Source organism: Desulfovibrio sp. 3_1_syn3, assembly GCF_000145315.2.
GTDB classification, from domain to species: domain Bacteria; phylum Desulfobacterota; class Desulfovibrionia; order Desulfovibrionales; family Desulfovibrionaceae; genus Desulfovibrio; species Desulfovibrio fairfieldensis.
On sequence record NZ_ADDR02000001.1, the window covers coordinates 275,569 to 300,108 of the forward strand.

General features: G+C 63.9%; 23 protein-coding genes. 13 read left to right on the forward strand and 10 right to left on the reverse strand.

Going from position 1 to position 24,540, the window contains the following annotated elements; all coding sequences use genetic code 11:
* The first annotated feature begins 47 nt into the window (after positions 1-47).
* Complete coding sequence (locus HMPREF0326_RS01115; protein ID WP_008682094.1) at positions 48-1,268, forward strand: bifunctional nucleoside/nucleotide kinase/histidine phosphatase family protein; 1,221 nt, start codon at positions 48-50, stop codon at positions 1,266-1,268.
* A gap of 106 nt (positions 1,269-1,374) precedes the next feature.
* Here the strand turns inward: HMPREF0326_RS01115 and HMPREF0326_RS01120 are convergent, their stop codons facing one another.
* The 4 genes from HMPREF0326_RS01120 to HMPREF0326_RS01135 all read right to left on the reverse strand — a co-directional run bounded on the left by HMPREF0326_RS01120 (position 1,375) and on the right by HMPREF0326_RS01135 (position 6,372).
* Positions 1,375-2,946, reverse strand: coding sequence for a TerC family protein (locus HMPREF0326_RS01120; protein ID WP_009302755.1), 1,572 nt, complete (start codon positions 2,944-2,946; stop codon positions 1,375-1,377).
* A 137-nt stretch (positions 2,947-3,083) separates the two neighbouring features.
* On the reverse strand, positions 3,084-3,941 hold the full coding sequence (gene tsf, locus HMPREF0326_RS01125; protein ID WP_008682096.1) for a translation elongation factor Ts: 858 nt from the start codon (positions 3,939-3,941) through the stop codon (positions 3,084-3,086).
* A 211-nt stretch (positions 3,942-4,152) separates the two neighbouring features.
* Positions 4,153-4,944, reverse strand: coding sequence for a 30S ribosomal protein S2 (gene rpsB / locus HMPREF0326_RS01130; RefSeq protein ID WP_008682097.1), 792 nt, complete (start codon positions 4,942-4,944; stop codon positions 4,153-4,155).
* Between the two features lie 195 nt (positions 4,945-5,139).
* Positions 5,140-6,372 (reverse strand): ISAs1 family transposase, encoded by a 1,233-nt coding sequence (locus tag HMPREF0326_RS01135; protein ID WP_198012610.1) that lies wholly within the window; start codon positions 6,370-6,372, stop codon positions 5,140-5,142.
* Here HMPREF0326_RS01135 and HMPREF0326_RS01140 point away from each other — a divergent pair.
* The 12 genes from HMPREF0326_RS01140 to HMPREF0326_RS01190 all read left to right on the forward strand — a co-directional run bounded on the left by HMPREF0326_RS01140 (position 6,357) and on the right by HMPREF0326_RS01190 (position 18,297).
* Positions 6,357-7,829, forward strand: coding sequence for a M14 family metallopeptidase (locus tag HMPREF0326_RS01140; protein ID WP_020990125.1), 1,473 nt, complete (start codon positions 6,357-6,359; stop codon positions 7,827-7,829). The genes HMPREF0326_RS01135 and HMPREF0326_RS01140 overlap by 16 nt on opposite strands.
* Before the next feature lie 5 nt (positions 7,830-7,834).
* A complete protein-coding gene (locus HMPREF0326_RS01145) occupies positions 7,835-8,845 on the forward strand; it encodes an NAD(P)H-dependent glycerol-3-phosphate dehydrogenase (protein WP_008682100.1) in 1,011 nt (336 codons plus the stop codon).
* 377 nt (positions 8,846-9,222) lie between these two features.
* Entirely contained in the window at positions 9,223-12,984 is a 3,762-nt protein-coding gene (locus tag HMPREF0326_RS01150) for a complex I subunit 5 family protein (RefSeq protein WP_009302807.1), read from the forward strand.
* A complete protein-coding gene (locus HMPREF0326_RS01155) occupies positions 12,984-13,955 on the forward strand; it encodes a respiratory chain complex I subunit 1 family protein (protein WP_008682104.1) in 972 nt (323 codons plus the stop codon). The genes HMPREF0326_RS01150 and HMPREF0326_RS01155 overlap by 1 nt, the downstream gene beginning before the upstream one ends.
* A gap of 10 nt (positions 13,956-13,965) precedes the next feature.
* The gene (locus tag HMPREF0326_RS01160) at positions 13,966-14,415 is read left to right on the forward strand and encodes an NADH-quinone oxidoreductase subunit B family protein (protein ID WP_008682106.1); all 450 of its coding nucleotides are present in this window, start codon (positions 13,966-13,968) and stop codon (positions 14,413-14,415) included.
* Positions 14,416-14,577, forward strand: a complete 162-nt coding sequence (locus HMPREF0326_RS16530; RefSeq protein WP_009302806.1) for a hypothetical protein — start codon at positions 14,416-14,418, stop codon at positions 14,575-14,577. It abuts the gene before it with no gap.
* 1 nt (position 14,578) lies between these two features.
* The gene (locus HMPREF0326_RS01165) at positions 14,579-15,157 is read left to right on the forward strand and encodes a hydrogenase (RefSeq protein ID WP_008682107.1); all 579 of its coding nucleotides are present in this window, start codon (positions 14,579-14,581) and stop codon (positions 15,155-15,157) included.
* A 30-nt stretch (positions 15,158-15,187) separates the two neighbouring features.
* Complete coding sequence (locus tag HMPREF0326_RS01170; protein ID WP_008682108.1) at positions 15,188-15,724, forward strand: NADH-quinone oxidoreductase subunit C; 537 nt, start codon at positions 15,188-15,190, stop codon at positions 15,722-15,724.
* The gene (locus tag HMPREF0326_RS01175; RefSeq protein ID WP_008682110.1) at positions 15,721-16,803 is read left to right on the forward strand and encodes a hydrogenase large subunit; all 1,083 of its coding nucleotides are present in this window, start codon (positions 15,721-15,723) and stop codon (positions 16,801-16,803) included. The genes HMPREF0326_RS01170 and HMPREF0326_RS01175 overlap by 4 nt, the downstream gene beginning before the upstream one ends.
* A gap of 147 nt (positions 16,804-16,950) precedes the next feature.
* Entirely contained in the window at positions 16,951-17,334 is a 384-nt protein-coding gene (gene hypA / locus HMPREF0326_RS01180; RefSeq protein ID WP_008682112.1) for a hydrogenase maturation nickel metallochaperone HypA, read from the forward strand.
* A complete protein-coding gene (locus HMPREF0326_RS01185) occupies positions 17,327-17,926 on the forward strand; it encodes a 4Fe-4S dicluster domain-containing protein (protein ID WP_008682114.1) in 600 nt (199 codons plus the stop codon). Before hypA ends, HMPREF0326_RS01185 begins: the two co-directional genes overlap by 8 nt.
* 185 nt (positions 17,927-18,111) lie before the next feature.
* Positions 18,112-18,297 carry a hypothetical protein gene (locus tag HMPREF0326_RS01190; RefSeq protein WP_008682116.1) on the forward strand — a complete coding sequence of 62 codons (186 nt, stop codon included), beginning with the start codon at positions 18,112-18,114 and terminating at the stop codon, positions 18,295-18,297.
* A 319-nt stretch (positions 18,298-18,616) separates the two neighbouring features.
* On the opposite strand, the gene HMPREF0326_RS01195 is transcribed toward HMPREF0326_RS01190, so the two are convergent.
* The 6 genes from HMPREF0326_RS01195 to hcp all read right to left on the reverse strand — a co-directional run bounded on the left by HMPREF0326_RS01195 (position 18,617) and on the right by hcp (position 24,503).
* Complete coding sequence (locus tag HMPREF0326_RS01195) at positions 18,617-19,153, reverse strand: HPP family protein (protein ID WP_008682118.1); 537 nt, start codon at positions 19,151-19,153, stop codon at positions 18,617-18,619.
* 57 nt (positions 19,154-19,210) lie between these two features.
* On the reverse strand, positions 19,211-20,533 hold the full coding sequence (locus tag HMPREF0326_RS01200) for a 4Fe-4S dicluster domain-containing protein (RefSeq protein ID WP_020990127.1): 1,323 nt from the start codon (positions 20,531-20,533) through the stop codon (positions 19,211-19,213).
* A 155-nt stretch (positions 20,534-20,688) separates the two neighbouring features.
* Positions 20,689-21,165: a pyridoxamine 5'-phosphate oxidase family protein gene (locus HMPREF0326_RS01205; protein ID WP_020990128.1), complete on the reverse strand. Its 477-nt coding sequence runs from the start codon at positions 21,163-21,165 to the stop codon at positions 20,689-20,691.
* A gap of 120 nt (positions 21,166-21,285) precedes the next feature.
* Positions 21,286-21,777: a flavodoxin family protein gene (locus HMPREF0326_RS01210; protein ID WP_020990129.1), complete on the reverse strand. Its 492-nt coding sequence runs from the start codon at positions 21,775-21,777 to the stop codon at positions 21,286-21,288.
* Positions 21,778-21,809: 32 nt separating this feature from the next.
* Positions 21,810-22,496, reverse strand: a complete 687-nt coding sequence (locus HMPREF0326_RS01215; RefSeq protein WP_232221578.1) for a Crp/Fnr family transcriptional regulator — start codon at positions 22,494-22,496, stop codon at positions 21,810-21,812.
* A gap of 402 nt (positions 22,497-22,898) precedes the next feature.
* Positions 22,899-24,503 carry a hydroxylamine reductase gene (gene hcp, locus HMPREF0326_RS01220; RefSeq protein ID WP_008682131.1) on the reverse strand — a complete coding sequence of 535 codons (1,605 nt, stop codon included), beginning with the start codon at positions 24,501-24,503 and terminating at the stop codon, positions 22,899-22,901.
* Between the last annotated feature and the right edge of the window lie 37 nt (positions 24,504-24,540).

A 24,540-nucleotide genomic window follows, 5' to 3' on the forward strand; every position in this document is an offset into this window, starting at 1 on the left:
CCGTTTCCGGGGCTTTTCCCCTACCATGATCCACAGCGGAGGGGAATATGCGGAAACTGTACGTGGCGATGGTGGGCCTGCCCGCGCGCGGCAAGTCCACGCTGGCGCGGCGCATCCGCCAGGGCCTGCTGGCCGAGGGCATCCGGGCGCAGATCTTCAACAACGGCGACATGCGCCGGGCCCTGGTGGGCGCGGAATCCACGGAGCCGGATTTCTACAATCCGGAAAACAGCGCGGGCCGCGAAATCCGCGAGCAGATCTGCCTCCGCAACATGGCCCGAGCCCGGGCCTGGCTGGCCGAACAGGGCGAGGTGGCCATTCTGGACGCCACCAACGCCAGCCGCGCCCGGCGGATTCTCATCGAACAGACCCTCACCGACCACCCCGTGCTCTTTGTGGAGTGCGTCAACGAAGACCCGCTGCTGCTCAACGCCTGCATCCGCCGCAAAACCACGCTGCCCGAATACGCGGCCTACAGCGAGGCCGACGCCCTGGACAGCTTCATGAAGCGCATCGGCTATTATGAATCCATCTACAGCCCGCTTCAGGATGAAAAATTCTGGCTCTGCGTGGATTCCACGGCCAACCGCATTCTGGACGAACGCCCCTGCGAAGGCTCGCCCTATTACCCGGCCATCCGCGAGATTGTGGTCAGCGTCTGGGTGCACAGCCTCTATCTGGCCCGCCACGGCCAGACGGAATTCAACGTGCAGGGCCGCATCGGCGGCGATCCCCCGCTCACGGTCCTGGGCCGCTCCCAGGCCGAAGCCCTGGCCCGGCACATGCGCGACCGGCGCATCGACTGGGTATTCACCTCCACCCGCCTGCGCTCCCACGAAACAGCGGCCCCGCTGCTGGTTGAGCGCCCCGGCGCGCACGCCATGGCTCTCAAGGAATTTGACGAAATCTGGGCCGGAGACTGCGAAGGCATGCTCTATTCGGAAATCCGCCGGAGCATGCCCGACGTCACGGCGGGCCGCAACGCGGACAAGTACGGCTACGCCTATCCCAACGGCGAAAGCTACGCCATCCTGCGCGAACGCGTGCAGCGCGGCCTCAGGCGCGCGCTCTTTCTGGCCGGGGACGCGCCCCTGCTCATCGTGGGGCATCAGGCCATCAACCGGGTGCTGCTCTCGCTCTTTCTGCGCCAGCGCAGCGAGGACGTGCCCTATATCTACATTCCCCAGAACCAGTATTACCACATTTCCCTGACCCCACACCGCAAGGTCTTCGAGCGCATCCCCTACGAGCGGACGGGGCAGGACTGAAGCCAGTGCCGAAAAGGCCGGTTTTGACGGATAATCACGGCAAATAAGAGGCCAGCAAAAGCCGGAATCAGATGCGCCCGCCCTACCGGTAACGAACGCGGCCGCTTTACTTTTTCCGGCCATCCTCCGGCAGCTTGACGGCGCGTACCTCGTCGATGCGCTGGCGGTCCATGCGGGTGATCTCCAACTCCCAGCCCTGCAGGCGCAAACGCTCGCCCGTCACCGGAATGTGCCCCAGGCGCTCCAGAATCAGCCCGGCCAGAGTGGCGCTGGTGGAACGCGGCGGCAGGCTGATGCCCAGCCAGGCCGTGACCGCGTCCACGGAAAGCCTCCCCGGCATGCGCCAACTGCCGTCAGGCAGGCGGCAGGATTCGGGCCCGACGGGCAGGTCCCCCACCTGACCGGCCAGCACGCTGAGCAGCTCGGCGGGCGTGATCATGCCCACCACGCTGCCGTATTCGTCGCGTACAAACGAGAGCGGCGCGGGATGCGCGCGGAAGTCGTCCAGAATGTCCGCCAGGGCCGTGTGCTCGAAAATGGTCGGCGCGGAACGGATGTAGTCCCTCAGTTTCCAGGGCGCATCCCTGGAGACGTCCGGCGCGGGCAGCAGCAGTTCACCCGTGCGCACCACGCCCAGCACGTCGTCCGTTTCGCGGCGCAGCACGGGCAGCCAGGGCAGAGCGGCCGCCGCCGCGAAACGGTAGACAGTCTCGCGGTCGGCGCGGCTGTCCAGCCAGTTCACGCGCTGACGCGGAATCATGATAAAGCGGGCCGTGCGCCCGCTCAGGCGGATGACGCGGGCCACCATGTCCCGCTCTTCCGGGGCGAACAGCGCGCCCCGGCTTTCCCCGGCCAGAGCCGCCGCGTCAAGCTGGGCGTCGCCGTGGCCGGACCGCCCGCCCAGCAAGCCCAGCACCACGCGGGCCGTGGACTCGCGCATGTCGCGCATGCTGATGCGCTTGCGCCGGTTGCGCAGCGCCCACTGATTGCAGGCCTCTACCAGCACGGCGAAGATGATGGCCGCATACAGATAGCCCTTGGGGATATGGTAGCCCAGGCCGTCGGTCAGCAGCCCCAGGCCGATCATCAGCAGAAAGCCCAGACAGAGCACGATGACCGAGGGATGGCGCTCCACAAAGCGGAGCAGCGGCGCGGCGGCCAGAGCCATGACCAGCATGGCCGTGACCACGGCCAGCATCATCACCGAGACATGGTCCACCATGCCCACGGAGGTGATGATGGAATCCAGGGAAAAAACGGCGTCCAGGGCGATGATCTGCGCGATCACCCGCCAGAAGCCCGCGTGACGGCCCGCATCCGCGGGACCGGCCACATGGCCTTCCAGGCGTTCGTGCAGTTCCAGCGTGCCCTTGAGAAGCAGAAACAGGCCGCCGCCCACCAGGATCAGATCCCGCGCGGAAAAGGCGCGACCGCCCAAGCTGAACAGGGGCGCGGTGAGCCCGATGATCCAGGCGATGGCCGCCAGCAGGACCAGACGCATAAGCAGGGCCAGCCCCAGGCCGGTGAGAAAGGCATGGCGCTTCTGCTCGGCGGGCAGCCGCCCCACCAGGATGGAGATGAACACCAGATTGTCCACGCCCAGCACCACTTCCAGCAACACCAGCGTGCCCAAACCGGCCCAGGCCGAAAGCTCCGTAACCCACGAAAAATCCCACATACTCGTTCCCGTCACTTGGCCGGACCCGCCGCGCGCGGACCCGGAAAAACAAAAAAAGGGGGCCGAAGCCCCCTTCAGGTTCAATCAACAAAGACTACTATACGTGCGCGCCGTACGGCACGCGGCGTGGTCCGGCATTATTCCGCGGCCAGTTGGATGCGGGTAAAGCCCGTCACCGTGATGGTGTCGCCCACGGCCTTGCCGGCTTCGCGCACGATATCGCTCACGCTCTTCTTGTCGTCGCGGATAAAGGGCTGTTCCATCAGGCAGACTTCCTTCTGGAACTTCTTCACTGCGCCGTCGGCGATCTTGTCCACGATATTGGCGGGCTTGCCTTCTTCCAGGGCCTTCTGGCGATAGACTTCGCGCTCGCGTTCCACGGCGGCCTGGTCCAGGCTTCCGGCGTCCAGAGCCATGGGACTGGCGGCGGCCACCTGCATGGCCAGGTTCTTGGCAAGCGCCTTGACTTCGGGCGCGTTCACGCTCTCGGCCTTGCCGCAGGTCAGGAAGACCAGCACGCCGATCTTGCCGTTGGCGTGGATGTACTGTCCGATAACTTCATTGTCGGACTGGCGGGTATGGCGCGCGAACTTGCCGAGCTGCATGTTTTCGCCCACCGAGGCGATGAGCTGCTTGACCTCGTCGCCCACCACGCCGTCCAAGGCGGTGGGATCAGCCGGATTGTGCTCCAGCACGGCCTGGGCCACGCGGGCGGCCATGTTCTGGAACTGATCGCCGCGGGCCACGAAGTCGGTTTCGCACATCAGCGAAGCCATGGCCACGTGCTTGCCGTCAGGGCTGGTCACGGCGGTGACCACGCCTTCGCAGGTGGCGCGGCCGGACTTTTTGGCGGCCTTGGCCATGCCCTTCTGGCGCAGCCAGTCCACGGCCTTTTCCAGGTCGCCGTTCACTTCCACCAGGGCTTTTTTGCAGTCCATCATGCCCGCGCCGGTTTTCTCGCGCAGTTCTTTGACCATTTGAGCGCTGATTGCCATATGTCGTCTCCAGATACGTCCGGCCGATGCGCCGGAGTTTCACAAAAAATAAGGCGGCGAGGAACCGAGCCGCCCGCCGGAGCGCAAGTGCGCGAGCCTCGGCGGGGGGAGAAGCCGCTGCCGCGTCGCGGCTTTGCTCCTTATTCAAAACGGGCAGCGCGGATCTCAAAAAAGCCGCGCTGCCCCAGAAGTGCGTCTACAAAAAAATGCGTTATTCGGCGGGAGCGGCTTCCTGCGCGGGAGCGGCCTCGACGACCGGAGCGCTTTCAGCGGCGGCCTTCTGCATGGCCTCCTCGGCGTTGACTTCCTTGTGGTCCTTGCTCATGGCCTCGCCTTCCAGGCAGGCTTCGGAGAAGGCGGCCACAAAGAGCTTGATGGCGCGGATGGCGTCGTCATTGCCGGGAATAATGTAGTCGATGAGGTCCGGATCGCAGTTGGTGTCCGTGACGGCCACGATCGGGATGCCCAGCTTGCGGCATTCCTTCACCGCGATGTCTTCGCGGTTGGGGTCGATGATGAAGGCCAGCTGCGGCAGGCGGTCCATGTTCTTGATGCCGCCCAGGGTTTCCTCCAGCTTCTTCATCTCGCGCTCCAGAAGCAGGATTTCCTTTTTCTGGTAGCGGTTGATGGAGCCGTCGGCAAACATGGCTTCCAGCTTCTTGAGGCGGTCCACGCTTTTCTGGATGGTCACGAAGTTGGTCAGGGTGCCGCCCATCCAGCGGTTGGTCACATGAAACTGGTTGGCGCGACCGGCTTCGGCGGCCACGGCCTCCTGGGCCTGGCGCTTGGTGCCGATAAAGAGCACCTTGCCGCCCTTGGCCACGGTGTCCACGATTTTATCGTGGGCCACGCGGAAAAGCTTCACGGTCTGCTGCAGGTCGATGATATGGATGCCGTTGCGCGCGCCGAAGATGTAGGGGCGCATTTTGGGGTTCCAGCGCCGGGTCTGGTGCCCGAAGTGCACCCCGGTTTCCAGCATCTGCTTCATGCTGACGTAAGCCATTGTGATCCTCCAATGGGTTGGTTTCCTCCACTCCGGCTTGTGCTGTTCTCTTCACCCGCCGTGGGTCGGACGCGACGCGCGTCCGCGGAACGGGCACCCCGAGAACCGCCGGAGTGTGTGTAATGGAACGGCTTCTATAGCCCAAAGCCGAAAAACTGGCAAGGGGACGGGACGACCAGAGCAGGGCAGGCGCATCTAAATTCTGAGAGCCTGAAGGAGAAAATCTTCACTCAGCGCAATCTTGAACCTCTTGCCCTTCAAGCTCGATTTCCCCGGCATGCGCCGAAGTAAATTGAGGCAGATACTTCGCAAAATTCCAAGATTTTTGCCCGCATTACGAACCCGTGCTCGACTTTGATCTTCATCAAAAACTACATCAAGACACCAGTGCAAGGCGTTTTCTATCTGCCAATGAGCTCTCACGCTTTTAGCGGCACGCACTTCATCCTGAGCTAAACTACTTATGTAGTAACGACGGTTTGTCTCGATTTTTCCTCTACTTTCACGCACTGACTCAATAAGTACAAAGCTTTGCAAGCCAGCCCACTGCTCCTTATCGCTATACCAATCTATTGAAGGTGATTGCCAACACCGCCGGGTTTCAATACGGCCATGTTCTTTCTCAATTTGTTCAAATCCCGGTGGAACGTCACAGGATAGAGCATCCATATGCATACGTACTTCCTCGTAAAACATAGGATGATTGCTCTTCAATGCCAAAAGGTAAGCAGCCTGTTTCTCGATGGCTTTAGCCGCTACAACTTTTTGGCAGTTGAGCGCATCGGCCGTTACTACACACCCTTTCAAGTCCAGCATATCCATTAATTGGGGAATGGCTGTAATTTCATTACTCTTTTCTTCTACGGCCAGTTGTCCGAGAACCAAACGATTTTCCACGGACCAAGCGTTGAGCATATGTAAAGCTGTCCCATTCTTCTTGGTAGTGCGCCGGTGTGTTTTTCCGTCAAAGGCCACTATGTCGCCGGTCACTTTCTCCCGAAGACGTCGGGATAATTCAAGGAGACATTCGCCAAAGCAACTCGGGGAAATTGCCTGAAATACGCGGTTGAAGGTATCATGACTGGGAATGCTTTGCATGCCTATATGGCTGCTGAGCCAATCCTGCCTGGCATGGGCATAATCTTCCATGTCATAAAAGCCGTCACCGCCTGACAAGTACGAACATAAAGCAATAAACATAATAGTCCCAAGACTATGTATCTTTGTGCGCTCTACTCGTGGGTCAGGCAGGTCACGGAAAATAGCCAATGTGATTTCAATAGGGTCTTCCATAGCCCCCAGTCTATAGATCTTTTTTAGATGCGTCTGCCCTGTCAGCCGCGCCGTCCTTCTTGCCGTTTGCCGCCAAATGGCGTAACAGTCGCCTGTATCTTCAAACACAGGAACAGGCAGTGAATACAAACGCATGCGCTGTGTCCGGCCCCGTAACGGGGCCGGTTTTTTACCACCGGCCCGGCCTTTTGCCCTGCCTGGCGGTCTGTCTGCCGCTGCTCTGCGCCATTCTTTGGCTCTGTCTGCCCGTCGCGGCACGCGGTGAAGAGGCCTTTCCCCTGGATTTCACCACCATCCGCCTGGGCGACGCGACATGCGTCGTGCTGGTGGTGGGCGGCATCCAGGGCGACGAGCCGGGCGGTTTCTCCGCCGCCACCTTGCTCGCGACCCGCTACGACATCCAGGAAGGGGCCGTCTGGGTGGTGCCCAACCTCAACTTCCCCAGCATCATCAAGCGCTCGCGCGGCCTGCACGGGGACATGAACCGCAAATTCGCCCGCCTGGACGAAAGCGATCCGGAATTCCCCACAGTGCGCCGCATCCAGGAGCTGATCCGCCATCCGCGCGTGGCCCTGGTGCTCAATCTGCACGACGGCAGCGGCTACTACCGCGCGAACTATCAGAATTACCTCTGCAATCCGGCCCGCTGGGGCCAGTCGGTGATCATCGACCAGGACGGCCTGCCCTCGGGCGTGTTCATGGGTGCGCTGGCCCAAGAGGCGGCCCGGGTGACCGCCGAGGTCAACCAGCGCCTGATCAAGCCCCTGCACGTCCTGCACGTCCACAATACGAACACCGCCGCCGGGGACAAGGAAATGGAAAAAAGCCTGTCCTACTATGCCGTGCGCCAGGGCAAGGCGGCTTTCGGCCTGGAAGCCAGCAAGGAATTTCCGGTGGAGCTGCGGGCCTATTACCACCTGAGCATGGTGGAAAGCTTTCTGCGCCAGGCGGGCGTGCGTTTCAAGCGCGACTTCAGCCTGACGCCCCAGGGGGTGGGCGAGGCCCTGCGGGCCAACTTGGGGGTATCTTTCGCGGAGAACCGCGTCTTTCTGCCCCTGGAGGACGTGCGCCCGGCCATCAACTATCTGCCCCTGCCCAAGGGCAGCCCGGCCAGGGCCGTGACTTCCAAACCCATCATGGCGGTCCTGCCCTGCCGGGACCGCGACAGGGAACTCTGCATTCACTACGGCAACCGCACCATCACCCTGATCAAGCCCGACTGGCGCGAAATGGACCACAGCCTTGAAGCCGTGCGCGTCACTGTGGACGGGCGCGAGGAAGTGGTGCCCTTCGGCCGGGTGCTGGACGTGGCCGAAACGGTGCGCGTGCATCCACAGGAGGGCTTCCGGGTCAACGCCATCGGCTTTGACAGCGGCCGCCGCGACGAAAGCGGCCTGCCCCTGCGCCGCAAGGACTTTGCGCCGCGCTTTTCCGTGGACCGGGGGGGCACGCTCTTCCGGGTGGAAGTCTACAAAAACCAGAGCTTCGCCGGGCTGTTCCTGCTGCGCTTCAACGCCAAAAACGCCAGGCTGGCCAAGGGGCGCGCCATTCTGCCCGACAGGCCCGGCCCGGAATCAAAACTGGGATTCTGAACCACATGTCCGACACGCTTTCCCTTAGAACGCCCGTCACTGTGGCCGGCGGCGGCAGCTGGGGCACGGCCCTGGCTCATCTGCTGGCCGCGCGCGGCCTGCCCGTCACCCTCTGGCTGCGGGACGCGAAGGTGGCCCTGACCGTCAATGAGCGCCACGAAAACCCGCGCTACCTGCCGGGCTTTGCCCTGGACGCCCGCTTAGCGGCAAGCACGGACCCGGCCGTCCTCAACCGTGATCTGCTGGTGCTGGCCGTGCCCAGCCAGCAGTTGCGGGGCTGGCTGGGCACGCACAGAAATTTTTTCCGTCCCGGCCCGGTGCTGGTCAACGCGGCCAAAGGCCTGGAAACCGGCAGCCTCGCAACCTGCGGCGCGGTGGTTGCCGAAGCCCTGGCCGGTCTTGAGCCCCACTACAGCGTGCTGTCCGGGCCGTCCTTCGCGGCGGAGGTGCTGCGGGGCCTGCCCACGGCCGTGGTGCTGGCCGCGCGCGACGAAGCCCTGGGCCGGACCCTGCGGGAACTGTTTTCCGGCCCGGCCTTCCGCTGTTATTCCAGCACGGACGTCACCGGCGTGGAGATGGGCGGCGCGCTCAAGAACGTCATGGCCATCGCCGCCGGAGTCTGCGACGGCCTGGGCCTGGGGCACAACAGCCGGGCCGCGCTGATCACCAGGGGTCTGGCCGAGATGAGCCGCCTGGGCGCGGCGTGCGGCGCGCGCCGGTCCACCTTCATGGGGCTTTCCGGCCTGGGCGATCTCACCCTGACCTGCACCGGCGACCTTTCGCGCAACCGGCAGGTAGGCCTGCGCCTGGGGCGCGGCGAAAATTTGGAGGCCATCACCCGCAGCCTGGGCATGGTGGCCGAAGGAGTCAAAACCACGGCCGCCGTACATGCCCTGGCTCTACGCCTGGGCATTGACGCGCCCATCACCGCCGCCATGCATTGCGTCATCTACGAGGGACAGGCCCCGCGGGAAGCGCTCAGAATCCTGATGAACCGCGACCTGCGCGAGGAATGAGGCCATTCCGGGCTGTGAAAAAAAGATTTTCCTGCTTGCGCCTGAAGCTAATGTAGTGTATTGACTGACTACTCAGCTAGGGATTTTTTTCACGAGCAAATCAGCCCTCCTGCCTTCGGGGACGGCTGATTTCGTGCAGAAAAACCCGCACACTCGTCGCGGCGCGTATCGGCCCGGACGGCATCACTAGTGTCTGATTGGAAAAATTAGACACGCAAAACCCGGAGGGTTTTGCGGCGGCGCAGCCGCCGGGAATCCGCGAAAAACCACGCTTTTTCGCGGACGATCCTGCGAAAATTGAGAGCATAACCATGCTCGGAATTTTTGCAATCAGACACTAGATGTTGTTCGGAAGATCCATAAATCACGGGGCGTCTATGACATCACCATTGTTCACGGCCGGCGGTTCTTGGTTGCCGCTGCTGCTCGGCTCGGTCCTCCTGCTGATCGCCACGGTCAAGGCCGTGCGGGAGCGCAAAGACCCGCGCCGCCTGATTCTCTGGGGCGCGCTGCACGACGCGGGCGTCGCCTGTATGGCGCTGACCGCGCAGACAGCCGCGGGCCTGACCGGCCTGTGGCTGTTCGTCATCTTCCAGATTTCCGCCAGGCTGCTGGCTCTGGCCGCGCTGGCGCGCCTCGCGCCCTGCGGCGCGACTCTGGACGAACTGCGCGGCGCGGGACGGCGCAATCCCTGGGCCGGAGCCCTTTTCGGCCTGGGCCTGCTGGCCGCCGTGGGCGGCTCGCCCTTTCTGCTGCCCGAGGCCCGCGCGCTGATCGTTCAGAGCCTGCTGGAAGCGGCCCCGGCCGGGGGACTGCTCTGCCTCCTGCTGATGGCCGCGGCCACCACGGTCTTCATCTGGCTATACGTGGACGCCGTGCGCCGCGTGAGCCTTGAGGAAGCCCCCGAAAGCGCGGAAGGCGCGGACGCGGCGGCTCCCGCACCCGGCGGCCTGTCCGGACTTTCCGGCTTGGGCCTGCCGCTGCTCGGTCTGGGTCTGCTGACGGCGGCCCTCGGCCTGCTGCGCGCGCCCCTGACCGACGCCGTGGGCGGGCACTTCGGCCTGCTGGTCATGCACGCCCCCGTGCATCCGGCCTACTGGTGTTTCTACGTCGGCGCGTTCGTCGCCGGTCTGGCCTTTTTACTGCGCCTGCGCGCGGCCCCGCAGATCGCCGTTCTCTTCCCGGCTCTGGCCTTCGCGGCGGTCTGCGTCATTCCCAGCCCGCCCCTGACGCGGCTCTTCCTGGTAATGATCGCCCTGGTGGCCCTGGTGGTCAGCGTCTACTCGCTGGGCTACATCCACGACCGGCGCAAGGGCTGGTACTGGTTTTTCCTGCTGCTGACCTTCGCCTCCCTGGCGGGCATCGTCTCCACGCCGGATACGGCGGCCATGTACGGCTACTGGGAACTGATGACCTTCGCTTCCTACTTCCTGGTAGTGCACGAGGGGCGGCGCACGGCCTATGAGGCCGGTCTCAAATATTACGTGATGTGCGCGGGCGGCGCGCTGTTCATGCTGCCGGGCCTGTTCATCCTCGGCGTTTTTTCCGCCGCGCCGCTGGCCGCCTTCCACCTCCCGTTCTGGTTCCAGACGGCCCTGGTGCTCTGCCTGGCGGGCTTCGGCGTCAAAGCCGGTCTGGTGCCCCTGCACTCCTGGCTGCCCGACGCCCACCCCGCTGCGCCCTCATCTGTGTCCGCGCCCCTGTCCGGCATCATCACCAAGATGGGCGTGTTCGGCATCGTCAGCGTGATTCTCATGGGCGTGGGTCAGGCCGCCGGCGAAATGCGCGGTCTGTTCGGCCTGTCCTGGTTCGGGACGGGCCTCAGCGCCATGGGCGTCGCCACCCTGGTCTACGGCGAGGTCATGGCCCTGCGCCAGGAAGACATCAAGCGCATGCTGGCCTACTCCACCCTGGGGCAGATCGGCGAAATCGCGCTGGTGCTGGGCCTGGGCACCTGGCTGGCCACGGCCGGGGCGCTCTGGCATGTGTTTAACCACGCCGTGATGAAAGACTTGCTCTTTCTGGGCGCGGGCGCGCTGATCATGCGCGCGGGCAGCCGCAATCTTGCCGACCTGCGCGGCCTGGGCCGTCAGATGCCTTGGACCGTGGCCTGTATGGCCGTGGGCCTGGTGAGCATCATGGGCCTGCCGCCCTTCGGCGCGTTCTACAGCAAATTCCTGATGATCCAGGCCGCGGTCAACGCCGGTCAGATCTGGCTGGCGGCCCTGATCCTGGCGGGCTCCCTGGTGGGAGCCGTATACTACACCCGCATTCTGAAAACCCTGATATTTGAAGAACGCCCGTCCCACCTGCCGCAGGTGGAAGAAGCCCCCTTCAGCATGCGCCTGGGCCTGCTGGTGCTGGCGGCCCTCAGCCTTCTGCTGGGCCTGGCCCCGCAACTGCCCATGCAGTTGGTTCTGCCCGTGGCCTCGCTCTGCTACGAGCCCACGTCGGCCGCCCCGCAGATCATGCTGGCCATGAACGTGTTCTGGCCCGTCTATGTGGTGGTGCCGGTCTTCGGTGCGGTGCTGCCCGCCCTGTTCGCCGGCTGGCGCAGGATGGCCGGCTGGACCAGCGTGGGCGTGCTGCTGCTCACGGCCCTGCTGGTGCTGCTCTTCGGGCGCGATCTGGATATGCTCTCCTTCTGCTTTGCCCTGATCGTGCCCCTGGTCGGCGCGGTGAACATGGCCTACGCCGTGGGCTACATGGAGCACAGCCACAGCCAGTGGCGTTTCTACTGCGCCTTTACCTGCATGTGCGGCGGCCTTGTGGGCATGGCGGCCAGCCAGTACCTGCTGAGCTTCTTCCTGTTCTGGGAAATCATGAGCTCCTGGACCCTGTACATGGCTATCGCCCACGAGGGCGACAAGGCCTCGTTACGGGAAGCCTTCAAGTACTTTCTCTTCAACCTTCTGGGCGCGGGCTTCCTCTTTGTGGGCCTCTGCGTGCTCGGGCCCTTCACGCCCTTCAACGCCGGCCTGCTGGCCGGGCTTGTGCCCGACCTGCCCGCGGGCGCGGCCTGGCTGGGCATGGCCCTGCTGGCCGTGGGCTTTGTGATGAAGGCCGCCCAGCTGCCCTTCCGCATTGACTGGCAGATGCACCCGGCCCTGGCCCCCACGCCGGTGTCCGGCTACATATCCTCGGTGCTGCTGAAGAGCGCCGTCATCGGCCTGATCAAGCTCTTCATGCTGCTGGGCGGGGGTTTTGCCCTGGCGGGCATCCTGGACGGCTTCGAACAGGGCGTGATCAGCCTGATCGTCATGTGGATCGGCGGCATCACCATCATCATGGCCGCCGTGCAGGCCCTGCGGGCCAACGGCATCAAGCTGATCTTCATCTACTCCACCGTGAGCCAGCTGGGCTACATGGTGCTGGCCGTGGCCGCGGGCGGGGCCCTGGGCTACGCGGGCGGCATGCTGCACCTGATCAACCACGTCTTCTTCAAGGACCTGCTCTTCCTGATCTGCGGGGCCGTGATGTTCGCCACGCACCGGGACAGCCTGGATGATCTGGGCGGCATCGGCCGCAAGATGCCCTTCACCCTCTGCATGTTCGCCATCGCGGGCCTGTCCGTGGTGGGCGTGCCGCCCACCAGCGGCTTCTCCTCCAAGTGGCTGATCTACCATGCCCTGATGCAGGCCGGGCAACCCTTCCTGGCCCTGCTTTCCCTGGTGGGCAGCGTGCTGACCCTGGCCTATATTGCCAAATTCCTGCACGCAGCCTTCCTGGGCCAGCGCGCCCCGGACCTGGACGACGTGCATGAGGCCCCCAAGGTCATGCGCGTGCCCATGGGCATTCTGGCCGTGGGCTGCGTGCTGACGGGCATTTTCCCCGGCCTGGGGCTCATGCCCATCAACAGCGTGTTGCTGGAATACGGGCTGGCTCCCCTCGATGTGGGGCTTTCCGGCGTGCTTTCCGGCCCCGGCGCCTGGAACGCCACAGGCATGTTCGTAATGATGGCGCTGGCCTTCCTGGCCGGGTACTGGTTCGTACGCCGCTTCACGCGCCTGCGTGAAATCGACGTGCACGCCTGCGGCCTGCCTCCGGAAATCGCCACCAGCCGCATGGCTCCCTCCAGCATCTACGGCGACCTGACGCGCCTGCTGGGCGGCGGGCGCGCTTCCAAGGAGAACCGCTGATGAGCGACACCCTGCTTGCCATTCTGCACATGTGCATCTTTCCCGGCGGGGCTTTTGCCCTGGCCGTGGGATTCTTCTTCAAGGGCCTGGACCGGCGGGTGGAAGCCCGCCTCCAGCGCCGCGTGGGCCCGCCCCTGATCCAGCCCTGGCTGGATATCGCCAAACTGCTGACCAAGGAAACCCTGATCCCGAAAACCGCCTGCCGTTCGGCCTTTCTGCTGGCTCCGGTCTTCGGCTTCACGGGCATGGCCGTGTGCGCGGCCTTCATTCCGGTGCCGGGCGTGTTCGACGGCCTGTTCAACATGGGCGACCTGCTGGTGATCTTCTATCTGCTGCCCATCCCGGCCATGGCCCTGATGCTGGGCGGTTCGGCCTCCAGCTCGCCCTTCGGCGCCGTGGGCTTCTCGCGCGAGATGCTGCTCATGCTGGCCTATGAAACCCCGCTGCTGATGATTTTGCTGGCCGTGGCCATGCTGGTGGGCAAGGGCATTTCCGGCGGGGACTGGGGGGCCGAGTTCTCCCTGCTCAAGATCGTGGCCTGGCAGCAGCACAGCGGCTCCCTGGGCTTCAACCCTTCCATGATTCCGGCCCTGCTGGCCTACCTGATCTTTTTGCCCGGCACCATGGGCGTGGCCCCCTTTGACATTCCGGAGGCGGAAACCGAAATCATCGAAGGTCCCCTGCTGGAGTACGGCGGCCCGCTGCTGGCGCTCTTCCAGGTGACCTCGGCGCTGAAGACCTTCGTGGTGCTGGGCCTGGGGGTGGCGCTTTTCTTTCCCGGCACTATATCTGAATGGTGGCCGGTGAATCTGATCTGGTTCGTGCTCAAGTGCCTGGGCCTGATGCTGGTTTCGCTGACCTTGGTCAAATCGGCCACCGGGCGTTTCCGCATTGACCAGGCCTTCCGCTTCTATGTGACGGTACCCACGGCGCTCGCGCTGTGCAGTCTGATCCTGGTCTGGGTGATGTAAGGAGGCCGCTGTGGCTTTGGACAATCTGCTCAAAAAACTTTCCGTGCGCTCGCCGTGGCTGTTCCGGATCAATGCCGGTTCCTGCAACGGCTGCGACGTGGAACTCGCCACCACGGCCTGCATTCCGCGTTACGACGTGGAGCGCCTGGGCTGTAAATACTGCGGCAGCCCCCGACACGCGGACATTGTACTGATTACCGGCCCCCTGACCACCAGGGTGCGCGACCGCGTGCTCCGGGTCTGGCATGAAATACCCGAACCCAAGGTGACCGTGGCCGTGGGCATCTGCCCCATTTCCGGCGGCGTCTTCCGCGAGGGCTATTCCATTGAAGGGCCCATTGACCGTTATTTGCCGGTGGACGTGAACGTGCCCGGCTGCCCGCCGCGCCCGCAGGCCATTCTGGAAGGCGTGGTGCTGGCGCGCTCCATCTGGCTCAAGAAACTGGGCCTGGAGGAATAAATGACCGCGTTGCGGCTGGCCTTGCGGCAGACCTTCGAGCGCCTGCGGGCCGCGTGGGCCGACAACGGGCAAATCTGTCGGCGTTGCGGCGTCTGCCACCATGTCTGCGGCCTGCTGCGACGCCCCAAGCCGCGTAACGACGCCAAGGTTCTGGAGGAATAATATGGCGGGCTTTCTGAAAGTTCTGTTCCGCAATCTGCTGGAGGGCCCGAGCACCGATCCCTTCCCGCTGGGCGAAACATTCACGCCGGCGCGCCTGCGCGGCCGGGCCAAAGTGGATCCCACCCTCTGCATGGGCTGCGGCGTCTGCCGCCATGTCTGCGCGGCCGGGGCCATCAATATCACCCATCTGCCGGACGGCAGCGGCTACACCATCACCATCTGGCAGAATTCCTGCTGCCTGTGCGCCTCCTGCCGCCATTACTGCCCCACCGGGGCCATGAGCATCAGCACGGACTGGCACTCAGCCCATCCGGAAGAGGAAAAGTTCGACCGCCTGGAGCAGCACACCATCAAGTACGAGCCCTGCGCCCACTGCGGCACGCTGATGCGGCCCGTTCCGGCGCATCTGGCCAAGCGCCTGTACGCCAAAAATCCGGACATCGACCCGGAGCTGATCCGCCACCTCTGCCCCAAGTGCCGCCAGATCGAGGACGCCAAGCGCAATGCCTGCGTGCTGCCCGCCCACACTGAGGACAAGCCGGAACAGCGCGTGACCTCGGCCGCGCCCACCAGGGAATAAGAGACGAGCGGAAACCGCAAAGGATACAGTATGCAAGATATTATCCGGGGCGACGCGCGGATCATTGAGGACATTTCGGCCCTCTGCACCGACAGCGACGCCATTCATCACAGCATCGACAGCTTCGGCAACGCCTTTCATTGGTTCCGGCTGGACACGCCGCGCCAGCTGCCACAGGCCGCCGCAATACTGCGGAAAGTCGGGGCGCGCCTGGCCATGGTCACGGCCTACAACCGCCGCCAGCTGAGCGAGCCCATGCAGGAAGTCTGTTACCATTTCGAGTTGAAAGGCGTCATCTACAACCTCACGGTGACGCTTAACGGCGAGTGGCCCACCGTGCCCTCCATCACCCCGCTGTTCGCCAATGCCGACTGGCACGAACGCGAAATGATGGAGCTGTACGGCATCCAGGTCACGGATCATCCCGATCCGCGCCGCCTCTTCCTGGACGAGGAGCTGGACGCGGGCATTCTCAACGAGGCCGTGCCCCTGTCCATCATGATGAACGGGGCCTGCACCACCGACCTCTGGGAACGCATTCTGAAAGACAAGGAGAAGCGGCCATGAGCAGCACCTTCACCATGCCTCTGGGCCCGGTGCATGTGGCCTTGGAGGAGCCGGTCTACTTTCGCCTCACGGTGGAGGGCGAAACCGTGCGCAACGTGGAGCTGACCTCGGGCCACGTGCATCGCGGCATGGAGGCCATGGCCACCCAGCGCAATCTGATCAAGAACACCACCCTCACCGAACGGGTCTGTTCGCTCTGTTCCAACAGCCATTCCTTCACCTACTGCATGTCCGTGGAGAACGTGCTGGGCATCACCATTCCGGAGCGGGCGCGCTATCTGCGCGTGCTGGCCGAGGAAATCAAGCGCGTGGCCTCGCATCTGTTCAATACCGCCATCCAGGCCCATATCATCGGCTTCAAGTCCCTGTTCATGCACGTCATGGAAGTGCGCGAAATGATGCAGGACGTGAAGGAAACCGTGTACGGCAACCGCATGAACCTGGCCTCCAACTGTATCGGCGGCGTCAAATGCGATGTGGAACGCGACATGCTGGACTACATCCTGGGCATGATCGCCAAAGTGGAGCCCGCAGTGGATGAAATCCGCGAAATTTACGACACCAACGGCCTGGTGCTGGCCCGTACCAAGGGCCTGGGCCTGCTGCCCAAGGAAGACGCCGTGCGCCTGGGCGTGGTGGGCCCGGTGGCGCGCGGCTCCGGCGTTGTCATCGACGTGCGCAAGGATTCGCCCTACGCCGCCTATCCCGAACTGAACTTTGACATGGTCACCTCCGAAGGCTGCTGCATCCATTCCCGGACCATGGTGCGCCTGAACGAGATCTTTGAATCCTTCAAACTGATCCGCCAGTGCTGCGAACGCGTGCCCGACGGCCCGGTGACCGCGCCCATGCGCCAGATCCGCACGGCCGAGGCCTGCGCCCGCTCCGAAGCCCCGCGCGGCGAGGTTTTTTATTACATCCGCACCAACGGCACGGACATGCCCGCGCGGCTCAAGTGGCGCGTGCCCTCATACATGAACTGGGAAGCCCTGGGCGTGATGATGCGCGACTGCAAGGTGGCGGACGTGGCGCTGATTACCAACAGCATTGATCCGTGCGTTTCCTGCACGGAACGCTGACAGCGGACCTTTTTCCCGCCGGCTGCGTCAAACAGCGCGGCACGCCTCGGTCACATAGACGGCTATGCTCCGCTTCGGCGCGCCGCTTGTTTTCCTTGTCGGCGGGAAAAATCTCCACTGTCAGGAAAAAACGGTAAAAGGAAATACATGCATGAGGCCAGCCTTGTACAAGGCCTGCTGGACATGGCCCTGAAAGCCGTGGAGGAGCACAACGCGGCCCATCCCGACAACCGCGCGCTGCGGATTCAGGAAATCACCTGCGAACTGGGCCTGATCGCCTGTGTGGAGGCCCAGACCCTGACCGCCTGTTTTGAACTTTTTGCCGAAGGCACCTTGGCCGAAGGCGCGACGCTCACGCTCAACACCGCGCCTCTGGCCTGCCGCTGTGAAAACTGCGGCCACGCCTTCAGCCTGACACAACGCCGTTTCGTCTGCCCGGCCTGCGGCAGCGAAAACATCCACTTCAACGGAGGGCACGGGCTTACGCTCCAGTCCCTGCGCGTTGAATCCGAGGAAACGGACCATGCTTGAACACATTCAGGTCGTACCCGATAAATGCCGCGCCTGCCGCCGTTGCGAGGTGGCCTGCATCGCCGCCCACCACGGCATGTCCTTCAAGGAAGCCATGAAGCACCGCGACGTGCTGGTCGCGCGCGTGCAAGTGGTTAAAGCCGAAGGCTTCAAAACCACGGTGCGCTGCCACCAGTGCGATCCCGCGCCCTGCTGCAACGTCTGTCCCACCGGCGCGCTGCAGCAGGAGGAGGACGGCCGCATCACCATGCGCGTCCAGTTCTGCGTGGCCTGCAAGATGTGCATCGCGGCCTGTCCTTACGGCACCATTTCCCTGGATACCATCGGCATGCCCGATCTGAGCGGCAGCGACGCGGAAACCCTTGCCCAGAGGGCCCGCCGGGAAGTGGCCGTGCGTTGCGACATGTGCCGCGCCTGGCGCGAGGAAAACGGCAAAAAGATCACGGCCTGCATGGAGGCCTGCCCGGTGCGCGCCCTGTCCATGGTGGAGCCGGACGGCACGGTGGTGGAAGTCCCCCAACCTGAGAAAAAAACCGTGGCCGAGGCCAAGGCCTCCCCCACGGAAACGCCCGGCGAGGGAGCTCAGGCGTAGCTTCGGAAGGGCGCGCAGCAAGGCTGATAAATCCTGTTGACAGGCGGGGGCAAACTCCTTAGTGGCTGACTCAGAAAGATGTGACCTTCGTCACGCTTCGTTTGACCGGCATGCATGCCGGATACGGCGGAGTCGGTAACTCCGGCCGCATAGGGATTTTCCCTTATGTATAAGGGGGAATCTGTATGTTGTTTTCCAAAACCCTTGCCCGTTGCCTTGTCCTGGCCTGTGCTCTCTCCATCTCCTGCGCGGGCGTTGCTTTTGCGGCTCCGCAGCAGGGCGCGGCCGTGAAGAAACCCGTCAAACACGCTCCCAAGGCCGCCAAGCCCGCCGCCAAGCAGCCGGTGAAAGCGCCTGAAACCGAAGAATAAACAACCTTCACCCGAACCATCAGCCCCCGGTCCTCCTGTTCAGGAGAACCGGGGACTTTTTTTCAGCGACCATACCCGCAATGGCCCTTGAGCAGATTCATTTTGAAATTCTACAAATTTCAAAGTTGCCATTCAGGCGAAGAACATGATTTTCGCCTGAATCCACGCCGCGTTGCTCTCGATGCCTGTACGCCCTTTGGGCTACAGGCACGGCCCTACGGGCCGCCCGTCGGGTCGGTCTTCGCGGCGCGCCTCACTGTGTTCGGCGTTAGGGCATTTCAAAGTTGAAATGCCCTAACGCCCCCGTCACTCCCGGTTATCACCACCACTTCCGGGGATAGCGCCGCCGCGCGCCCAGATTGTTGGTCAGCAGGGCCAGCAACAGCATGCAGCAGGCCCCCGCGCCGCACGGCAGAAGCACATACCAGTAGCCCAGGCGGTGGATGCCCGCCCCGCCGATGACCGCGATCAGTGCCGTGGCCCCGCCGGGTGGATGCAGGGTTTTGGTGACGCACATCAGGGCAATGGCGGTGGACACGGCCAACGCCGCGGCCGCCGTGGGCTCCTGCCCCAGAAGCAGCTGGCAGCTGACGCCCACCAGCGCCGAAAGCAGATGTCCTCCCACCAGATTACGTGGCTGGGCCAGCGGGCTTTCAGGCGCGCCGAAGGCCAGGACCGCCGAAGCCCCGAACGAGCCGATGAGCAAGGGCAAATTCCATTCCTGGGCGCATGCGCGTTCCAGCCAGGCCAGGCAGGCAATGGAAAGGGCGCTGCCCAACCAAGCCCAGCCCACGTCGCTCCAGGTTGTCCGCGCGGATGTCCGCGCGCCGCCCAGGCGGCTCAGTACCCGTGTCATTCCGGTCATATCCCCTCCCTAGGCGCTGTGACCCATTTCATGCGTATGAACACTGCTCTATACCCGCGCCAGAGCCAGAAACACCGCATGCAGCGAGGCCAGCAGGGCGATGAAGGCGCTTTCCACCGCCGGGCCGTGTCTTTTTGTGCCGTACAAGCCGAGAGAAAGCGCGTTCCGGCGGCAGGCCGCCAGACAGTCCCGGCAGAGGGTGCATGCGGAACCGGGCGTCTCCTGATCCAGGCGTTCCGGCGTCATGGCCCCATAACGGCAGGCCCGCGCGCAGGCTCCGCAGCGGTTGCACGCGCCCGTGCGGCGGACGCGCCAGGGCGACAGCCGCCCCAATCCGCTCGCGACCAGGCCCAGCGGGCAGACGCCCAGGCAATAGGTTCCGAAACCCAGCTTACGGCTGAACAGTCCGGCGCAGCACGGCAAGAGCAGGCCCAGCAACAGGCCGCAGGCCAGGGCCATCCCCACCGGAGCCCCGGCCAGGCGCAGCAACACGGGCGCCAGCAGGGTCAGCGCCAGCACGACCAGACGCAGCCGGGGCAGCCAGGCCGGTACCGGGCGCACGCGCCCCCGGGCCGCCGTGCCCGCATCCCAGACGCCGAAATAGCAGAGCTGGCTGCACCAGGCCGCGCCCGCCAGCAGCACGGCGACGCCGAAAAGAATCAGCATGAAATAGCCCCCGCCCCGGTACAACGGCGCGGCCAAAATCACGCCCGGCACGGGCATATGCAGGTTGCCGCTGAGCAGAAAACGCCCGTCCAGGGTGAGGCCCAGCAGCAATTGGCCGAAAAAGACCAGGGAAAACAGCCGCCAGGTCCAGAGCCGGGCGGCAACGGCCGTGTGCCGGTCAGACAGCCGCCCCGCCACCCAGGCCGCCCAGAGGCCCGGCAAAAAGACCTGGGCCAATCCCCAGCCGGGCGCGAAGCGCTCCAGCACAAAGAGGCCCGGCGCCAGAGCCCAGGCTGCGGCCAGAATGCCGGTGGTCAGTCCCAGGGCCGCCAGTTGCGCGTCCGCGCTGCTTTCCCGGCGGGCATAGCGCGCCCGCGCCCGCTCGCTCAGCAACGGCAGGGCGGCCAGGGCGGTGAACAGGGCCACGCCCAGAAGAATGGCGGCCAATCGGTGCCAGGGTTGGTCCATGAACTGGCGTACCTGGACGAACTGGCTTGTGGTCCAGATCCAGCGGGCAGCCAGCAGGGGCAGGACCAGCAGCAGGACCCGGCGCACCCAGGCCCCGCGAGTCCAGGCCAGCAGGGCCAGCAGAACGCAGCCCAGGGTCAGGGCGGGCAGGCCGGCCCGCCAGAAGTGCGCACCGGCCAGCAGCAGCGCCAGGGCTGCGGGCAGGGGGCAAAGACGGGCGCTTGCGGTCATGGACATCTCGGACAGCTCCTTGACTGGAATTCCAGCCCGGCGTGCTGAGGCGACGCGCAAGGCGCAGTGCCGGAATCCCTGCCGAAACGGGTCGGCGGGAGGCAGCGGGCAAAGGCCTTGGCGTAGCCCCTCAGGCGGGCCCGCGGTGCGTCAGGACGGTTTTAAACGGGCTCGGGGCTCGTCGCTCCCTCCGGCAGACAGCGCTTGCCGGTCAGGGACTGGATGTCGATACGGATGACGGCCACCCGGCGGACATTGGCGTCCGGCGCGGGGCGCGGGCAACGGGCGGCATAGCGTTCCGCCAGGCTGTCCAGGGCCAGACGCTTTTCCTCCGTGTCCTCGACCAGAGAGGCGCGGCCCGTGCCGCAGACGGATTTGTAGTAGGTGGAGGATTTTTCGCGGTCGATCCGCACGCCCGTCGCCAGGCTGAAGGCCACGCGGCCGTCCTTGCGGATCAAATCCAGCTTGGTGCCTTCCAGAGCGCTGTGCAGATAGATGCGCTGGTCCAGACGCACGAAATTAAGCGGAATCAGATAAGGGAAGTCCCCATTGTTAAGGGCCAGAAACAGTTCTTCGGCCTTGGCGAAGACCTCGTCAAAAAAAGCCGGTTCAGAACACTCGCGTTTGCTCAGGCGCATACCTCTCTCCTTTTACGGGAATCAATGCTTCAAACAGTTGTGTAACGGCGCGCGCAAAACACGCCTGCGCTTCGTTCGGCAGGGCATTTCACACCTGAAACGCTCCGGCCCGACATGCAATCAATCCGCAAGGCACAGCTGCCAGCGCCGCCCGGCTTCCGCCAGATCCGCCGTATCGGGATGGCGGGCGGCCTCCTCCAGCCGGGCGCGGCGTTGCGGCGTCATGGGATGGCGGCCTTTTTGCCGCGAAATTTCCAGAATTTTCGGATCGACCCGGCCCTGGCACAAAAAGCCGTCCAGCACCGTATTGCCGCCTTCTTCCAGCAGGGCCCGCGCGCCTTCCGCGCAGCGCCGGGCGTGCGGCGAATCCGGCCAGGCCCCCAGGGTTCCGAAAAAGAAGACTTTCTTGCCGAGCACGCGGCGCATGTATCCTTGCGTCCTGGCGTCGGCCTGGCCCAGGCGCACCCAGAACCCCAGGGCCAGCAGGTCGTAGTCATCAGGGTCCGGCGCCTCACGCACGGGGAAGCAGGGCGCGCCGGAAGCGGCGGCCAGGGCTTCAGCCACCTTACGGGTATTGCCCGTGACTGAGGAATAAATGATGCAGCTTTTCATATTCTGTGTTCCCGCAGCATAGCGCACGGATGTTAGCTATCGGCCAATTTTTGCAGCCCCGCCCGGTCCAGCAGGAGCACACGACGGCGTTCAACGCTGATCAGGCCGTTGGCGGCCAGCTGGCTCAGTTCCCGGCTCAGGCTCTCGCGGCTGATGCCGACCAGACGCGCCAGAATTTCACGGCTGACGCCGAGATCCAGCGCGTCGGTCTTTTCCATTTTCGACCGGTGCAGCAGCCAGGCCGCCACCCGGCGGGAAGCGGAAATCCGCCCCTGCGACCCGGCCAGTTTGTTGATGAACAGGCGCTGGCGCAGGGAAAGCGCCGCGATCAGGCCCAGGCCCAGCGCCGCGTTGTCGCGCAGGACAGCCAGCAGGGCGCGCTTGTCCAGCCAGAGCAGGCGGCCCTCCCGGACGCCCATTGCCGAAGCGGGCAAGCCGCCCTCATAAAACAGCACGCCCGCGTCCAGAAGGCGGCCGGGCCGCACCAGATGCAGCACGCATTCCCGGCCACGGGGCGCGCTGCGGGACAATTTGACCAGGCCGGAGAGCAGAAAGGCGGGGTCCGCGCTTTCCTGGCCTTCCCGGAACAACACCTCGCCCTTGGCAAAGGCCCGCAAGCGAGCGTGTCCGGCCAGGGCCAGGCGCTCCTCCGGACGCAACACGGCGAAAAGTCCGTTGCCGAGAGCCGTCAGAACGGCCTGTTGTGCAGGCTCTTTCAAGGGTGATTCCGGCATGGCGTCAATCTTCAGATAATGTTAACTTTGAGAATGCACATTCCCAAAGTTTTTAGAGCGGGTTGATATTGAAAATATCTCAACGCGCTGTGCGGATTTTCCGTGAAAATACGCACCACGAAATTATCGCAAGGCGAATTTACTTCGCCGTTAAGCGATAATTTCAAGCGCAAATTGCTCGAAGACTCGCTAACGGGTGAGGCAACCACGCAAATAAATTGCACTTACGCCTATCTCTGCTTTCGTCATCCGTAAGGCGGCATAGCCGCCTTACGGATGACGCTCGTGGCGGGCGCCTGCTCACGCTGCCGCCAGAGCAATTTCAAAGTGAAATTGCTTTACATCATCGCCGGGCGGCTCCGGGGAGCCGCCCGGCAACTTCCGACGTTACTTCAGAATGGCCGCCAGATCCTCATCCGGGGTGCTGATGGGACGGATGCCCCACTTCTCCACCAGGATATTCAGAATGGTCGGTGAAACAAAGGCGGGCAGGCTGGGCCCGAGACGGATATTTTTGATGCCCAGGGCCAGCAGGGTGAGCAGGATGCTCACGGCTTTCTGCTCATACCAGGAAAGCACCAGGGAAAGCGGCAGATCGTTGACGTCGCATTTCAGGGCGTCGGCCAGGGCCAGGGCCACCTGTACCGCCGCGTAGGCGTCGTTGCACTGGCCCATGTCCAGCAGGCGGGGCAGGTCGCCGAGCTTGCCCAGGTCCTTGTCAAAGAAGCGGAACTTGCCGCAGGCCAGAGTCAGCACCAAGGTGTCCTGCGGGGTTTTTTCCACAAATTCCGTGTAATAGTTGCGGCCGGGCCGGGCCCCGTCACAGCCGCCCACCAGGAAGATGTGACGCAGCTTGCCCTGGGCCACGGCTTCCAGCACCTTGGGCGCGGCATTGAGCATGGTTTGGCGGCCGAAGCCGGTCAGAATTTCCTTGCCGGGCTCGTCCTCGGCAAAGCCGGGCAGTTCCAGGGCCTTGGCGATGACCGGCGCGAAATCGCGCCCTTTGCAGTGCACACAGCCGGGCCAGCCCACATTGCCGCTGGTAAAGATCTTGTCGCCGTAGGTGCGGGGATTCTGGATGCAGTTGGTGGTGAAGAGCACCGCGCCGGGGAAGTCGGGCAGTTCTTTCTGCTGGTTCTGCCAGGCCGTACCGAAATGTCCGGCCAGATGCTTGAAGGCCTTCAGGCGGGGGTAGCCGTGGGCGGGCAGCATTTCGCCGTGGGTGTAGATATTGATGCCCGTGCCTTCGGTCTGTTCCAGCAGGGCCCGCAGATCCAAAAGATCATGGCCGGAAACCAGAATGGCCTTGCCCTTGCGGTGGCCCAGGGAAACCGGCGTGGGCACGGGATCGCCGAAGGATTCGGTATTGCCCTTTTCCAGCAGTTCCATGGCCCGCAGATTGGCCTTGCCGCATTCCAGCACCAGTTCCAGCCAGCCGCCCAGATCGCGGACTTCCTCGTCCCAAAGCGTACCGGCCACAAGAGCCTTGCAGACAAAGGCCCCAAGTTCGGGATCGCGCTGACCGAGCCGCGCCGCATGGTCGGCGTAGGCGGCCACGCCCTTGAGCCCGAAAAGCAGCATCTGCATGGCCGAAGCCACGTCCGCGTCCGCGCTGAGCACGTCGATGCCCACCACGCTTTCCGGCAGGCGGGCCAGATATTCGTCCAGGGAAACGTTCAGATCCTCGGGTTTTTCCCCCAGACGGGCGGCCAGGGCCTTGGCCCGCTCCAGGGTTTCGGCCTGCATTTTGCGCAGAGCCTCGGGGTCGAAATTCACATTGGTCAGGGTGCCGAACAGGGCCTCGACCATGAAGTCGTCCGTATCCGGATCCACAATGCCCGTGGCACGGGCCTGCAGGACCAGGGCCGCCAGACGCCGCAGAAGATAAATCAATTGATCCTGAATGACCGCCACATCCGCGCTTTTGCCGCAAACACCGGCCACCGTGCAGCCCGTTCCCTTGGCTGTCTGTTCACACTGATTGCAAAACATAGGGGTAAAACTCCTTTTCCTCCCTCGGTGGAGGATG

Excerpts from the sequence above, each read along its gene's own strand:
- HMPREF0326_RS01175 (WP_008682110.1), top strand. The coding sequence starts at position 15,721 with ATGAGCAGCACCTTCACCATGCCTCTGGGCCCGGTGCATGTGGCCTTG.
- HMPREF0326_RS01210 (WP_020990129.1), bottom strand. The coding sequence starts at position 21,777 with ATGAAAAGCTGCATCATTTATTCCTCAGTCACGGGCAATACCCGTAAG.
- hypA (WP_008682112.1), top strand. The coding sequence starts at position 16,951 with ATGCATGAGGCCAGCCTTGTACAAGGCCTGCTGGACATGGCCCTGAAA.
- HMPREF0326_RS01145 (WP_008682100.1), top strand. The coding sequence starts at position 7,835 with ATGTCCGACACGCTTTCCCTTAGAACGCCCGTCACTGTGGCCGGCGGC.
- HMPREF0326_RS01185 (WP_008682114.1), top strand. The coding sequence starts at position 17,327 with ATGCTTGAACACATTCAGGTCGTACCCGATAAATGCCGCGCCTGCCGC.
- HMPREF0326_RS01205 (WP_020990128.1), bottom strand. The coding sequence starts at position 21,165 with ATGCGCCTGAGCAAACGCGAGTGTTCTGAACCGGCTTTTTTTGACGAG.
- rpsB (WP_008682097.1), bottom strand. The coding sequence starts at position 4,944 with ATGGCTTACGTCAGCATGAAGCAGATGCTGGAAACCGGGGTGCACTTC.
- HMPREF0326_RS01165 (WP_008682107.1), top strand. The coding sequence starts at position 14,579 with ATGGCGGGCTTTCTGAAAGTTCTGTTCCGCAATCTGCTGGAGGGCCCG.
- HMPREF0326_RS01170 (WP_008682108.1), top strand. The coding sequence starts at position 15,188 with ATGCAAGATATTATCCGGGGCGACGCGCGGATCATTGAGGACATTTCG.
- HMPREF0326_RS01135 (WP_198012610.1), bottom strand. The coding sequence starts at position 6,372 with ATGCGTTTGTATTCACTGCCTGTTCCTGTGTTTGAAGATACAGGCGAC.
- HMPREF0326_RS01115 (WP_008682094.1), top strand. The coding sequence starts at position 48 with ATGCGGAAACTGTACGTGGCGATGGTGGGCCTGCCCGCGCGCGGCAAG.
- HMPREF0326_RS01195 (WP_008682118.1), bottom strand. The coding sequence starts at position 19,153 with ATGACACGGGTACTGAGCCGCCTGGGCGGCGCGCGGACATCCGCGCGG.
- HMPREF0326_RS01155 (WP_008682104.1), top strand. The coding sequence starts at position 12,984 with ATGAGCGACACCCTGCTTGCCATTCTGCACATGTGCATCTTTCCCGGC.
- HMPREF0326_RS01150 (WP_009302807.1), top strand. The coding sequence starts at position 9,223 with ATGACATCACCATTGTTCACGGCCGGCGGTTCTTGGTTGCCGCTGCTG.
- HMPREF0326_RS01200 (WP_020990127.1), bottom strand. The coding sequence starts at position 20,533 with ATGTCCATGACCGCAAGCGCCCGTCTTTGCCCCCTGCCCGCAGCCCTG.
- tsf (WP_008682096.1), bottom strand. The coding sequence starts at position 3,941 with ATGGCAATCAGCGCTCAAATGGTCAAAGAACTGCGCGAGAAAACCGGC.
- HMPREF0326_RS01190 (WP_008682116.1), top strand. The coding sequence starts at position 18,112 with ATGTTGTTTTCCAAAACCCTTGCCCGTTGCCTTGTCCTGGCCTGTGCT.
- HMPREF0326_RS01120 (WP_009302755.1), bottom strand. The coding sequence starts at position 2,946 with ATGTGGGATTTTTCGTGGGTTACGGAGCTTTCGGCCTGGGCCGGTTTG.
- hcp (WP_008682131.1), bottom strand. The coding sequence starts at position 24,503 with ATGTTTTGCAATCAGTGTGAACAGACAGCCAAGGGAACGGGCTGCACG.
- HMPREF0326_RS16530 (WP_009302806.1), top strand. The coding sequence starts at position 14,416 with ATGACCGCGTTGCGGCTGGCCTTGCGGCAGACCTTCGAGCGCCTGCGG.